The organism is Nocardia sp. NPDC049935 (assembly GCF_055586645.1).
Window position 1 is genome coordinate 1,481,959 of sequence record NZ_JBVJHV010000001.1, and the last position, 13,254, is coordinate 1,495,212.

At 66.9% G+C, this 13,254-nt stretch carries 12 protein-coding genes; 7 read left to right on the top strand and 5 right to left on the bottom strand.

The window, feature by feature from the left end:
- Window positions 1-158: 158 nt before the first annotated feature.
- Complete coding sequence (locus tag ACZ6SF_RS06840) at window positions 159-1,988, top strand: AMP-dependent synthetase/ligase (protein ID WP_466061006.1); 1,830 nt, start codon at window positions 159-161, stop codon at window positions 1,986-1,988.
- A 66-nt stretch (window positions 1,989-2,054) separates the two neighbouring features.
- On the opposite strand, the gene ACZ6SF_RS06845 is transcribed toward ACZ6SF_RS06840, so the two are convergent.
- The 3 genes from ACZ6SF_RS06845 to ACZ6SF_RS06855 all read right to left on the bottom strand — a co-directional run bounded on the left by ACZ6SF_RS06845 (window position 2,055) and on the right by ACZ6SF_RS06855 (window position 5,121).
- Entirely contained in the window at window positions 2,055-2,582 is a 528-nt protein-coding gene (locus tag ACZ6SF_RS06845) for a YbhB/YbcL family Raf kinase inhibitor-like protein (RefSeq protein WP_466061007.1), read from the bottom strand.
- Between the two features lie 21 nt (window positions 2,583-2,603).
- On the bottom strand, window positions 2,604-3,962 hold the full coding sequence (locus ACZ6SF_RS06850) for a M20/M25/M40 family metallo-hydrolase (RefSeq protein WP_466061008.1): 1,359 nt from the start codon (window positions 3,960-3,962) through the stop codon (window positions 2,604-2,606).
- A gap of 265 nt (window positions 3,963-4,227) precedes the next feature.
- Complete coding sequence (locus ACZ6SF_RS06855; protein WP_466061009.1) at window positions 4,228-5,121, bottom strand: helix-turn-helix domain-containing protein; 894 nt, start codon at window positions 5,119-5,121, stop codon at window positions 4,228-4,230.
- Window positions 5,122-5,855: 734 nt separating this feature from the next.
- Between ACZ6SF_RS06855 and ACZ6SF_RS06860 the strand changes: the two genes are divergently transcribed.
- The 3 genes from ACZ6SF_RS06860 to ACZ6SF_RS06870 all read left to right on the top strand — a co-directional run bounded on the left by ACZ6SF_RS06860 (window position 5,856) and on the right by ACZ6SF_RS06870 (window position 8,279).
- On the top strand, window positions 5,856-6,311 hold the full coding sequence (locus ACZ6SF_RS06860; protein ID WP_466061010.1) for a hypothetical protein: 456 nt from the start codon (window positions 5,856-5,858) through the stop codon (window positions 6,309-6,311).
- A 67-nt stretch (window positions 6,312-6,378) separates the two neighbouring features.
- Window positions 6,379-7,260, top strand: a complete 882-nt coding sequence (locus ACZ6SF_RS06865) for an SAM-dependent methyltransferase (protein WP_466061011.1) — start codon at window positions 6,379-6,381, stop codon at window positions 7,258-7,260.
- Between the two features lie 173 nt (window positions 7,261-7,433).
- Window positions 7,434-8,279: an SAM-dependent methyltransferase gene (locus ACZ6SF_RS06870; protein WP_466061012.1), complete on the top strand. Its 846-nt coding sequence runs from the start codon at window positions 7,434-7,436 to the stop codon at window positions 8,277-8,279.
- Window positions 8,280-8,319: 40 nt separating this feature from the next.
- On the opposite strand, the gene ACZ6SF_RS06875 is transcribed toward ACZ6SF_RS06870, so the two are convergent.
- Window positions 8,320-8,646: a histone-like nucleoid-structuring protein Lsr2 gene (locus ACZ6SF_RS06875; protein ID WP_466061013.1), complete on the bottom strand. Its 327-nt coding sequence runs from the start codon at window positions 8,644-8,646 to the stop codon at window positions 8,320-8,322.
- 208 nt (window positions 8,647-8,854) lie between these two features.
- Here ACZ6SF_RS06875 and ACZ6SF_RS06880 point away from each other — a divergent pair, with 208 nt between their 5' ends.
- The 3 genes from ACZ6SF_RS06880 (at window position 8,855) to ACZ6SF_RS06890 (ending at window position 11,959) form a co-directional block, all read left to right on the top strand.
- On the top strand, window positions 8,855-9,787 hold the full coding sequence (locus tag ACZ6SF_RS06880) for an alpha/beta fold hydrolase (protein ID WP_466061014.1): 933 nt from the start codon (window positions 8,855-8,857) through the stop codon (window positions 9,785-9,787).
- Between the two features lie 118 nt (window positions 9,788-9,905).
- Window positions 9,906-10,388, top strand: coding sequence for a MarR family winged helix-turn-helix transcriptional regulator (locus ACZ6SF_RS06885; RefSeq protein WP_466061015.1), 483 nt, complete (start codon window positions 9,906-9,908; stop codon window positions 10,386-10,388).
- Window positions 10,385-11,959 carry a DHA2 family efflux MFS transporter permease subunit gene (locus tag ACZ6SF_RS06890; RefSeq protein ID WP_466061016.1) on the top strand — a complete coding sequence of 525 codons (1,575 nt, stop codon included), beginning with the start codon at window positions 10,385-10,387 and terminating at the stop codon, window positions 11,957-11,959. Before ACZ6SF_RS06885 ends, ACZ6SF_RS06890 begins: the two co-directional genes overlap by 4 nt.
- Window positions 11,960-11,994: 35 nt before the next feature.
- Here the strand turns inward: ACZ6SF_RS06890 and ACZ6SF_RS06895 are convergent, their stop codons facing one another.
- Window positions 11,995-13,209: a hypothetical protein gene (locus ACZ6SF_RS06895; RefSeq protein ID WP_466061017.1), complete on the bottom strand. Its 1,215-nt coding sequence runs from the start codon at window positions 13,207-13,209 to the stop codon at window positions 11,995-11,997.
- Window positions 13,210-13,254 lie beyond the last annotated feature (45 nt).

Sequence of the window (13,254 nt, forward strand, 5' to 3'; positions counted from 1 at the left end):
GGGGTGGTTCCGCTGGCCCAGACAGAACCCACACGCTTTGTCCGTTTCCCCGCTAGGATGAGTGATCCGCGTCACTCCGACTGACCGGTGTTCCGCATGCCGCGGAACACCCTCACCGGATACGAGTCCGCGGAACCCCAGCACCTCGGGAACGGACCATGACAACAGATATCGCCTACCCGCACCGCACCGGCACCACCGTCTACACAGTGCCCGCGGCCTTCCAGCAGACCCTCACCCTGCGGCCCGACGCCGTCGCCCTGCGCACGGTCGGCGGCACCCAGGAGATCACGTGGCGCGAGTACGGTGAACGAGTCCGCGTGCTCGCCGCCGGCCTGGGCGGCCTCGGCCTCCGCCGCGGCGACACCGTCGGCATCATGCTGACCAACCGGCCGGAGTTCAACCTCCTCGACACCGCCGCCCTGCACGTCGGCGCCACCCCGTTCTCCGTGTACAACACCTGTTCCGCCGAACAGATCGCACACGTGTTCACCAACGCCGGCAACACGATAGTCATCACCGAACAACAGTTCCTCGACACCATCCGCGCGGCCGGTGTACCCATCGAACACCTCATCGTGATCGACGGCGCGGCCGAAGGCGCGAAAACCCTCGCCGACCTGGAGAACAACCCCGACCCGGACTTCGATTTCGACACCGCCTGGCAGGCAGTCGAACCCGGCGACCTGGCCACCCTCATCTACACCTCCGGAACCACCGGGCCCTCCAAAGGCGTGGAACTCACCCACCGCAACGTCCTCGCCCAGGTGGTCGCCCTCAGCAGCGGCCCCCTCGACGTGGGCCTCGACGACCGAGCGCTGTCCTACCTGCCCGCCGCCCATGTCGCCGACCGCATCTCCGGCCACGCCATCAACCTCGTCACCGGCATCCAGATGACCACCGTTCCCGACCCCCGGGAAATCGCCGCCGCGCTCCCGGATGCCCGCCCCACCATCTTCTTCGGCGTCCCGCGCGTCTGGCAGAAGATCAAGGGCGGCGTCGAAGCAAAGCTGTCCGCCGAGACCGGCGCCAAGAAGGCCATCGCGAACTGGGCCATCGCCACCGGCATCGCCGCCGCCAAGGCCGACCTCGCCGGTACCGGCCGCGGCCCGCTGCTGTCCCTCCAGCACGGTATCGCCGAGAAACTCCTGCTCGCGAAACTGCGCGCCGCCCTCGGACTCGACGAACTGCGCGTCGCCTCCTCCGGCGCCGCGCCGATCCCGCCCGAGACCCTCGAATTCTTCCTCGGACTCGGCTTCTGCGTATCCGAAGTGTGGGGTATGTCGGAAACCACCGGTGTGGCCACCTACACCGAACTCGACAAACCCCGCCCCGGATCGGTCGGGCGACCCGTCGACGGACTCGAACTCCGTCTCGCCGACGACGGCGAAGTCCTCGTACGCGGCGAGATCATCACCCACGGATACCGCGGCATGCCGGATAAGACCGCCGAAGCCCTCGACGCCGACGGCTGGCTGCACACCGGGGACGTCGGTGCCCTCGATCCCGACGGATACCTGCGGATCATCGACCGCAAAAAGGAACTCATCATCAACGAGGGCGGGAAGAACATCGCCCCCAGCAATATCGAGAACGCGGTCAAGGCCGTCTCGTCGCTGGTCGGTCAGGTCGTCGCCCTCGGCGACGCGAAACCGTACATCACCGCGCTCATCATGCTGGACCCCGATATGGCCGCGATCCGCGCCAAGGAGATCGACGCCACCGACGCCGATATCGCCACCCTGGCCCGGCACCCCGGGATCGTGGACGATATCCGCGCGGCCGTCCAGGCCGGAAACGCCAAACTCTCCCGGGTCGAGCAGATCAAACGATTCACCATCGTCGAGACCGTCTGGGAGCCCGGTGGCGATGAGCTCACCCCGAAGATGTCGCTCAAACGCGTCCCCATCGCGGACAAGTACGCCGCTCAGATCACCGCGCTCTACGCCGACGAGGCCGTCGCCCCGGTGATCGACGTACGCGGCTGAGTCCCGGGCCGTACCGACAGTGTTGTGGCCCCGGAGCGTTGCTCCGGGGCCACAAGCATTCGAGTGTCACTTCTGTTCGTAGGTACCCACCAGCGTCGCCCGGGCCAGGGTATGGGAGAAGAGGTTGAACCCGAGGAACGCCGGCGTCGCCTCCGGCGGTACGCCCAGCGATTCCACATCCACCGCGTGCACCACGATGTAGTACCGATGCGGCCCGTGGCCGGCCGGCGGCGCCGCGCCGACGTAACCGGCGAAACCGCCGTCGTTGCGCAGCGCCACCGCACCCGCCGGCAGCGAACCACCCTCGCTGCCCGAACCCGATGCCAGTTCGGTGACCGAGACCGGGATATCGGCTACCGCCCAGTGCCAGAAGCCGGAAGCCGTCGGGGCGTCCGGATCGTAGACCGTCACCGCGAAACTCTTGGTGCCCGCCGGGAAGCCCGACCAGCTCAGCTGGGGCGACACATCCTTGCCGCCGGCCCCGAACACACCACTGACCTGGTCGTTACCCAGCGTCGCACCGTCGGTGACGTCCGCGGACGTCACGGTGAACGAAGGCACCGAAGGCAGGGCGTCATAGGGATTGTCGGCCATGTTCTCCTCTTTCGAATCGGATCAGCTGTGCAACAGGAAGTGTTCCATCACGGCGGTGCCGAATTCGAGCGCGTCGACCGGAACACGTTCGTCGACACCGTGGAACAGGGCCGCGAAGTCCAGCTCCGGCGGCAACCGCAGCGGCGCGAACCCGAAACACCGGATACCCAGATGCGCGAAGGCTTTCGCATCCGTCCCACCGGAGAGCATGTACGGCACCGTCCGGCCCTGCGGATCGTGGGCCAGAATGGCGTCGTTCATGGCGTCGACCAGATGCCCGTCGAACGTCGTCTCATAGGAGTCCAGCTTCGTCACCCACTCCCGCTCGACATCCGGTCCGATGAGTTCGTCGACCTCCCGCTCGAACTCGGCCAGCCGGCCGGGGACCACCCGGCAATCCACGACCGCCTCCGCGGTCTGGGGAATCACGTTCGCCTTGTAGCCGGCATCGAGCATCGTCGGATTGGCGGTATCGCGCAGTGTGGCACCGATGATTCGCGATATCGACCCCAGCTTGGCCAGCGTCCCCTCGATATCCGGACTGTCCGGGTCGAACACCAGCCCGGATTCCTCCGATACCGCCGCCAGGAACTCCGCCACCGAATCGGAGACGACCAGCGGGAACGTATGTGTGCCCAGCCGGGCCACCGCGGCGGCCAGGATCGTCACGGCGTTGTCCTCGTGCAGGAAGGAGCCGTGTCCCGCGCGGGCCTTCGCGCGCAGGCGCATCCAGCCCAGCCCCTTCTCGGCGGTCTCCACCAGATACAGCCGCCGCTCACCACCGTCCGGGCGGGGCACCGTCAGCGAGAAGCCACCGACCTCCCCTACTGCCTCGGTGACGCCCTCGAAAAGGTCGGGCCGGTTCTCCACCAGCCACTGTGAACCCCATTTACCGCCGTTCTCCTCATCGGCGAGGAAGGCGAACACGAGGTCTCGCGGCGGTACGGTGCCCTCGATCTTGAACTGGCGAGCGATCGCCAGCATCATCCCGACCATATCCTTCATATCGATGGCCCCGCGGCCCCAGACATAACCGTCCTGGACGGCGCCGGAGAACGGGTGCACGCTCCAATCGGCGGCCTCGGCCGGCACCACATCCAGATGCCCGTGGATCATCAGCGCACCCCGGCCGGAATCGGCCCCCGGGAGGCGCGCGAACACGTTTCCACGGCCGGGAGCGCCCGATTCCACATATTCGGTGGTGTATCCGGCGTCCTGCAACTGCCGGGCGACCCACTCCGCACACTCCCGTTCCCCCTTGGTGGTCGCGGGATCGCCGGTGTTGGAGGTGTCGAAGCGGATCAGCGTGCTGACCAGCTCCACCACCTCCGACACGGCATGGGAACGAGCGGAGCCAGAGTCATCACCAGTAGCGGCCACGCTCCTTTCCTACCATCCTTTGCCTCGTAGTTTCTTTTCGTGCCGTGTCGGCGGATACGAAGGGCGAGTCACACATGTTTAGATACGCATATCTACGTATCGCTCTATTTTGAATGGGAGAGAGCTATCGGTTCCGATCCCCGCGGGTCCGAGCCGCTCCCCTCGCACTCCGGACGGGTGTCGGCACGAGTGGCAGGGTACGACGCACTCACCGTCGGGGCGGCCTACTCCCCTGCCCGAATCCGGAGCCGACTCCCCCGCCGGACTATTCGGCGGGCAGCTCGCCGAGGACCTTCCGCAGAAAGTCACGGCTCTCGCCGGGCGTGGGGGCGATGACGCTGAGCTTGTTCATCACCGTCATGTACACCTCCACCTCGTGCTTCTTCTCGAGGTAGCCGGAGCTGGTGAGTTGCTCCATGTAGACCATGTCGGCCAGTTCGGGTTCCGGGAAGCGCAGGATGCTGAAGGAACCGCCGGCGGCGGGGTGTCCGCCCACGCTGTAGGGCAGCACCTGGATCTTCACATTCGGCCGCTCGGAGACGGCGATGAGATGCTCGATCTGACCACGCAGTACCGGATAACCACCGACCGGACGGCGCAGGGCGTTCTCGTCGACCACGGCCCAGACCGTCGGCGCCGACGCACGGCTCAGGATCTCCTGGCGGCGCATCCGCATCCCGACCCTGCGCTCGGTCTCGTCTTCGTTCGCGAGCCTGATCACCGCCCGCGCGTACGCTTCGGTCTGCAGCAGACCCGGGACGAACTGGGCCTCATAGGTGCGGATCGTGGTGGCCGCCTGCTCCAGGCCGATGTAGATCTCGAACCACTGCGGCACCACATCGTTGAACGGTTGCCACCAGCCCGGATCATTGGCCTTCCGCATGAGATCCAGGTAGATGTCGAGCTCGGCCTGGTCCTCCACGCCGTACAACTTCAGCAGGTCCAGCAGATCCCGCTCCCGGAACCGGGTACGGCCCAGCTCCAGCCGGCTGATCTTCGCATGCGATCCGCGGATATGGTCACCGGCGTCCTCACGCGAAATACCACACGCTTCCCGCAGCCGGCGCAGCCTGCTACCGAGCGAAATGCGGAGTACGGTCGGCCCCCGGTCGGCCTCGGCCTGATCCGGAATATCGGAATCGTCCTGCTCGTTTGTCATGGTCGCCTCTGGCCAGTTCGTGCTGTGCTGCATCGTACGGCGCCCGCCACCGACGAACCGCACCGGTCGGCAGGCAATCCTACTCTGTGGTAAGCGCGTATTTCTCCGTAACGCGCCGACACCCGATCGGGCCGGCACCCACGCGGCAACCCCTGCCGCCGGATCTCGGAGCGAATCCTACAGTGCCACTTGCACCTAGGTTCTTCCTGTTTGCACGCGGTATCAGATTTCCTTGCGTAAACTCCACCACGATACGACCGTTCGGCCTCACTACCACCAAGACCTGGGGAGACGACACCGATGTGGGCATCGGCAGCAGGAGCGAGTACCACTGGAGCGGTTTCCAGCATACCGCGCTGCCGTCCACCTGGCGACAACGGCGCCGATGCGCCACTCCCCCGTATCACGGCCTCCGGCGCAGCCGGGCGAACCACCGGCCCGGCATCGTTGCGATCGTGTAACACACTGGGGCCCAACGCTTTCGCCCGGTTACGGCACCGGGTGCCGCCCTGCCGAACGGTACCTCCGGCGGTTAGGCTGACCGGCAGTCGGCAGCAGCCGGAACGGCCGCCACCCGGGCACGCCGTGCCGCACCTGCACCGACGCCCCACAAGCGCCCGTGCACAAGCGGATTCATCACCGGCCCATCGTGCCGGCGCGCCGCCCGCGCGGGTCCGCTGCCCGCACACCGGGCACGACGAGTTACCGCACCACGAGAACAACGGGAGGACCACATGTCCGACGACGTCACCGATACCGAAATCCGCAAGAAACTCACCGAGGTGCTCGGACATTCCACCATCGACCTCGCGACGTCCAAGGACGGCGTGAACTGGGCGACGAGCGCGTTCTTCGCCAATCTCGACGACGACCTCTTCACGCTCACCCTGATCCTGGAGAACCGCGGCCGCACCCTCGACCAGCTCCGGGCCAATCCGAATATCGGCGTGAAGGTGGTGCCGGGCGGTATCGCGGACCCGTTCGCCCAGGGCCTCGGCAAGGTGACGCTGCGTGCGGACGACGACCGGGACGCGACCTTTCAGGCGCTGCTGCGCAAGGAACCCCAGGTCGAGCCGTTTCTCGCCACGCCGGTGACCGCGGTCGTCATCGATATCGACTGGTGGCGGGTCACCCATCTGGGCGGCGGATGGCTTCCGGGCAAAGTTCTCGAACGCGGCGCGGAAGCCTGAGCGAGCGCCGCGAAAGCGACGGCATACCATCGCCCTGTTCGATTGTGCAACGTAGAGAGAGGTATTCATGGCGGAGCCGGCTCCCCAGACAGGAGTTCGGGCACCGGTCGGCGTGGACACCACCCGGCCCAGTATCGCCCGCGTCTACGACTACAGCCTCGGCGGTAAGGACAACTACGAGGTCGACCGCGAGGCCTTCGAGCAGATACGGCAGATAGCGCCGCGGCAGGGCGATGTATCCCGGATGAACCGGCGCTGGCTGCATCGGGTGGTCCGATATCTGGCCGGGCCGGCCGGAATCGATCAATTCCTCGATATCGGCGCCGGGCTTCCGACGGTGGGCAATACCCACCAGATAGCCCAGCAGGAGAATCCCGAGGCGAAGGTCGTCTACGTCGACAACGATCCCGTCTGCAACGCACACGGGCGCGTGCTGCTCGAACAGAACGAGCACACGCACTTCGTCTCGGGTGACGTCCTCGAGGAGGGCACCCTGCTGGAAAACAAGAGAGTGTTGCAGTATCTCGATCTGGACCGGCCGATCGCGGTCATCCTGTGCGGACTGCTGCATCATCTCGACGACGAACTCGATCCGCCGGGAATCATGCGCGAGTACACCAAGCGGCTACCCGAGGGTTCCTATGTGGCGATCACCAATTTCTGGGATCCCGCGGACGAGAACCCGCAGCTGCACGAACTAGCGAAGAATCTCGAGCGCGCCTTCACCGAAATGGGTTTGGGCTCGGGCTGGTACCGAACGCGCGCGCAGCAGCTGGAATACTTCGACGGCCTGGAACTCATCCATCCCGGGTTCGGCGAACTCGAGGATTGGTGGCCCGCCGGGCCCTCGACCCGCGAGCGGCTTCCCGAGGAACAGGTCGTCATCGGCGGGGTGGGTTACAAACGACCCGGGCCGCATCGGCTGCGCAGTATTCACTCCGGAGATTAGGCCGGGCAGGGAGATGAATGCGGTCGGGTCACGGAACGGTTCGAATCGCTCCACCGATTCGAACCCCGTTGCCGCGCAATTATTTCGGTTCGACTGCCGGGTACCGGATGGCGTTCTAGGCTGATGTCCCGAATCACATTCATTTCACTTTGATTGCGCAGAGAGAGGTCGACATGGCCGAACCGGCCCACCGGACCGGCGTTCGCAAACCCGTGGGGGTGGATACCACCCGGGCGAGTATCGCTCGCGTCTACGACTACAGCCTCGGTGGTAAGGATAATTACGACGTCGACCGTGCCGCGTACGAGCAGATTCTCGAGGTGGCGCCCAAACAGGGCGACGTCTCGATCATGAACCGGCGCTGGCTGCATCGTGTCGTGCGCTATCTGGTCGGCACCGCGGGAATGGACCAACTCCTCGATATCGGCGCCGGGCTGCCCACCGTGGCCAATACCCACGAAGTCGCCCAGCAGCAGAATCCCGACGCCCGCGTCGTCTACGTCGACAACGATCCCGTCTGCAACGCACACGGGCGAGTACTGCTGGAACAGAACGACAACACCCATTTCGTCCCCGCCGACCTGCTCGAGCCGGACACGCTGCTGCGCAATACCGACGTCATGCGGTATCTGGACATGGACCGGCCGATCGGGCTGATCCTCTGCGGGCTGCTGCATCATGTGGACGATGAACTCGACCCTGTCGAGATGATGCGCAAGTACGTGGAACTGCTGCCCCCCGGGTCATATCTGGCGATCAGTCACTTCCACGATCCCGGTCCCGAGAATCCCGAACTGCATCTGCTGGCACGGGATCTCGAGCGCGCATTCACCGAAAAGGGCCTGGGGTCCGGCTGGTATCGCCGAACCGAGCAGATCCGCGAATACTTCGCCGGGCTCGAACTCATCGAACCCGGGCTGGTGGAACTCGATGACTGGTGGCCCGCCGGACCGCCACTGCGACCGCGATTCCCCGAAGAGCGGGTATTCGTGGGCGGAATCGCCTACAAACCGGCCTGACAGCGGCGGCATCCGGAACCAGGGACGCGCGACCGGGTCGCTATTCGGTCGCGCGCCGGAACGCGGCCACGATACCGGCCGGAATACGACCGCGCGCCGAAATCTCGTGCCCGTTGCGCACCGCCCATTCCCGCACGACCTTCGCGGACGCGGGCCGGCCGGTGCGTTCCCGTTTGGTACGCCCCGGCCGGCCGGCCTTGCGGGCGAACGGGGTCCATTTACCGAAGACTGCGCGCAATTCCCCCGCGTTGGCTTCGGTCAGGTCGATCTCGTACGTCACGCCCTCGAATGCGAACACCACAGATTCGGCCGCGGGTGATTCGCCGTCGAGGTCATCGATCAAACTGATGACGACCTTGCGCGCCATGGGCTTGCTCCTCCGATCCCCAATTACCTTGCCACATATGACATCAGCTACCCCTCGGCCGTGCGAAATCCGGGCCTGCCCGCAGCACCGGCACAGCTACCTCTTCCGGGGGATGTGAGCATACCGCTACCGGTGCGCACGGTGGCGGCGGGGCGGGATCGGGCCGCACTGGTTAGGTTGTCGGACAGGATCGGAGAGGAGCGACCGGATGGGCGCACAACAGCCGCAGGCACCCGAAACCGTCGAATTCGACCTCGGGCATCTGAGGACGACGGCGCTGGCATGGGGAGATCCGGGTGGGCGGCTCGCGCTGTGCCTGCACGGATTCCCCGACAGCGCGTGGACGTGGCGGCACCTCGGACCCACGCTCGCCGCCCACGGTTTCCGGGTGGTGGCCCCGTTCACCCGCGGGTACGCGCCGACCGAGGTTCCCACGGACGGCGTCTACGCTCTCGGAGCGCTCGCCTACGACGCGCTCGCGCTGCATCGTGCGCTGGGTGCGCCCGCCGACGCCGCGCTGATCGGCCACGACTGGGGCGCGCTGACCGCCAATACCGTCGCCGCGCAACCGGATTGCCCGTTTCCGCGGGTGGTGTCGCTGGCGGTGCCGCCGCTGTCGGCCATGCGTCCCGGGCCGGGAGCGGCGCTGCGGTCGGCCGGAGCGTATCTGCGCCAGCTGCGGTTCAGCTGGTACATCCTGTTCAACCAGCTTCCGAAACTCCCGGAGCGGTCCCTGCCCCGGCTGATTCCACGGTTGTGGCACGACTGGTCCCCCGGGTACGCCGCCGAGACGGATATCGAGCACGCGCTCGCGGCGCTGCCCGACGGGGCGCACCGGACCGCGGCCGTGTCCTACTACCGCGCGTTCGCCCGGATCGGCGGCACGCCGCCGCAGCCTTATGCCGCACCGCACCGATACCGGTTCGACGCACCGCGGGTGCCGATGCTGTACCTGCACGGTTCCGCGGACACCACGCTGCACCCCGCGTTCACCGGCGGGGTGGCCGCGGCGCTCGCTCCGGCCGGCGGACGCACGGCCACACTCCTCGGGGCGGGGCATTTCCTGCATCTGGAACAGCCGGCGCGGGTCGCGGAGCTGATCGGCGGATTCCTCGCCGGGGAACCCGCGGAAGGGCACTGACCACCGGAGTCCGGGCCCGGGGGCACGTGCGATAGACCGGGGCCCGCCCCTATGTTCTGCATCACAGGCGAGATATTCTCGCTTCCGCAATTATTACGGCGACCCATATGATCGCGCGGTGGCAAGTGAGTCGGAGACCAGCGCACTGATCGAGCAGTTCGTGCTCGCGGTCTGCGATCCGGGGCGGTGGCAGGGGGCCGACCGGCTCGCCGAACTGGATCTGACGCTCTCCCAGGCCCGGGTGCTGTTCACCGTCGTGCGGCACAGCGAACCGCAGCCGATCCACACCATCGCCGACGAGCTCGGCCTCTCCATGGCCGCGGCCGGACGCAATATCGACCGGCTCGTACGCCTGGAGCTGCTCACCCGCCAGGAAAGCCCCACCGACCGGCGGGTGAAACTCGTCGGTCCGACCGAACACGGGCACCGGCTGGCCTGGGATCAGATCGCGATACATCGCGCGACGATCGACAAGGTCGTCCACCGCCTGCCCGAGGCACTACGCGACGACCTCCGGAGCGTGCTCACCGCTGTGCTCGAATCCGGGGCCGTACACAACATCGTGGCTCTACCCTCCACACCGTCAGGAGACAATTCGTGACCGCAACCTCCACCCCCGCCCCCGGCGCGGGGGCACCGGAGAGAATCGATGCGTCGGTTCTGAAACTCGCCGGTGTCGTCGTACTCGGCTCCATCATGTCCATCCTGGACATCACGGTGGTCAACGTCGCGATGCCGACGTTCCAGTCCGAGTTCGATGTCGCCAACTACTCCACGGTGGCCTGGACCGTCACCGCCTACACTCTCGCGCTGGCCACCGTGATCCCGCTGACCGGCTGGGCCGCCGACCGGTTCGGCACCAAACGGTTGTATATGACCGCGTTGCTGCTGTTCACCCTCGGTTCGGTGCTGTGCGCGCTATCCTGGAACATCGGTGCGCTCATCGGGTTCCGGGTGATCCAGGGTCTCGGCGGCGGCATGCTCATGCCGCTCGGTATGACGATCATGACCAAGGCCGCCGGCCCGGAGCGGATGGGCCGGCTCATGGCCATCCTGGGTGTGCCGATGCTGCTGGGCCCGATTCTCGGCCCGATCCTGGGTGGCTGGCTGATCGAGGACGCCTCCTGGCACTGGATCTTCCTGATCAACCTGCCGCTGGGCGCGATCGCGATCGTGTACTCCTGGGTCGTGCTGCCCAAGGACCAGGCGCAGGAAAGCGAATCGTTCGATTTCGTGGGCATGCTGATGCTGTCACCGGGTCTGGCACTGTTCCTGTACGGCATCTCCTCGATCCCGGAGGAGGGCACCGTCAACACCCCGAAGGTATGGGCGACCATGCTGGTCGGCGGTGCGCTGGTGGTCGCGTTCGTCCTGTACTCGTTCAAACCCAAGAATCCGCTGCTCGATCTGCGGCTGTTCCGCAACCGCGATCTCACCGTCGCGACGCTGACCATGTTCTTGTTCTCGGCGTCCTTCTTCGGCGGACTGCTGCTGATCCCGACCTACTTCCAGCAGGTCCGGGGCGAAAGCGCGCTGATGGCGGGTCTGCTGGTGGCGCCGCAGGGTATCGGTTCGCTGCTGACGATGCCGATCGCCGGCATGCTCGTCGACAAGGTGCCGGTGGGGCGGGTCGTTCCGGCCGGTCTGGCGATTCTCGCCGCGACCATGTTCGGGCTGACCCAGATCGAGGCCGGCAGTTCCTATGTCTATGTGCTGGCCGTGCTGTTCGTGATGGGGCTCGGCATGGGTCTGACCATGATGCCGCTGATGACCGCGGCGCTGCGGACCCTGCGCGAAACCCAGGTGGCCCGCGGCTCCACCCTGCTGAACATCATTCAGCAGATCGCGAGTTCGGTGGGTGTCGCAGTGATCTCGGTGGTGCTGACCAACCGGATGCAGGATTCCGAAGCCGTATCGGCCGGACAGGCGCTGGCGGAGGCACAGCGGTCCGGGGAGCAGCCCGATCCCTCGGTGCTGCAGTACGTGGCGAGCCTGGGCGACAAGTTCGAGGCCGTGGTGCTCGGCGATATGTCGGACGCCTACGCGAGCAGCTTCTGGGTCGCGTTCGTGCTGTGCGTGGTCACACTGGCGTTCTCGCTGCTGCTGCCGCGCAAGGCGAGTGCGGTACCCGCCGCGGATGCCGATAAGCCGGCGCCGGTTCTCATGCACTGACCAGCGGCCGGGTGCACACCGCCCGCCGGAACCGGTCAGCCGGTTCCGGCGGGCGGTGTCGTCTTCCGGAACCAGTCCAGGATCTGCGGCAGCGCGGTGCGCACGGTGGCGTCGTGGTCGAGATCGCCCAGGTCGATCAGCTCGGCCCGGGTGCCGAGTTCCGCCTTCATACACTGCTGGGAGTTCTCGAACGGGACACTGCGATCGCCCGGTGCGGCGTAGAGCCGCACGGGGGTATTTGGGACCCAATCGCAAACGGTATCGCTGTCGTCCATGGCCCGCAGCGCCGGACCGGTGGGATTCTGTGCCAGTGCCAGGTATCGCGGTGTCAGCAACTCCTGCGGAGTGCGCGGCAGCCCCGCGCTCACCGACAGGAGGTCGTGGTAGCCGTCGAACAACTCCTCGACCCGTTGCGCGTACGGGGCGCGGAAGGCCTCGGCAGGGTCGGCGTACAGGTGGTAGATCCGGTTCATCGCGGTGATCCAGTACGCGAGGTACACGACCGCCGGCTTCGGGTCGACCCGGCCGTCCAGCGCGCCGGGCGCCTGCACTTCCCGGACGGCGTAGGCGCCACTCACCGTCGCCGACGCCGCCAGGCCGAAACCGGCCACGGCCCCGGAGTGCAATTGCCGCGCGAGTGCGAGACCCGCCTGCGCACCCTGGGAGAAACCCGTCACCAGCACGTCGGGATCGGTCTCGCGGCCCTGATCCGCCAGGACGGTCCGCGCGGCCGACAGCAGGTCCGCCGAGGCCGACGCCTCGCTCGGCGCGTGGGCGTAGGGATGCGGCCCGGGCCCCTCCCCCAGGCCCTGGTAGTCCGGCGCGACCGCGGCATAGCCCGCGGCGGCGAACATGATCGTGCGCGCGCGGTCGGCCTCCCCGTCGGCCGAGGGTGCTTCGTCCCGGCGCACGGTGGTCCCGTGCGCGTAGGACACCAGGCGCAGGGCCGGGCCGGCGGTCTCGGGGATCACGACGAGGCCGCTGGCGGTGGTCGGGCTCCCGTCCGGGGCGACGGTGCCGTAGACCACGCGATAGGCGGACACCCCGTTCGCGTCCGCGACCGGGTACCGCCATTCCTGGAGGTAGTCCGCGGTCTGCGGACCGGTCATCTCCCGCACCGGAGTGACGGTCACGACCGCGCCGCGTCCCGCGACCTCGGCCGGCCGCTGATCGTCCCCGGCGGTGCACGCGACGCCGGACAGCACCAGCAGGCTCGTCAGCATCGACAACAGCACCCGGCGCAGGTTCACCGAACTCCTCCTCCTCCTGACGGCCGGTAGAAACAACACGTCGCG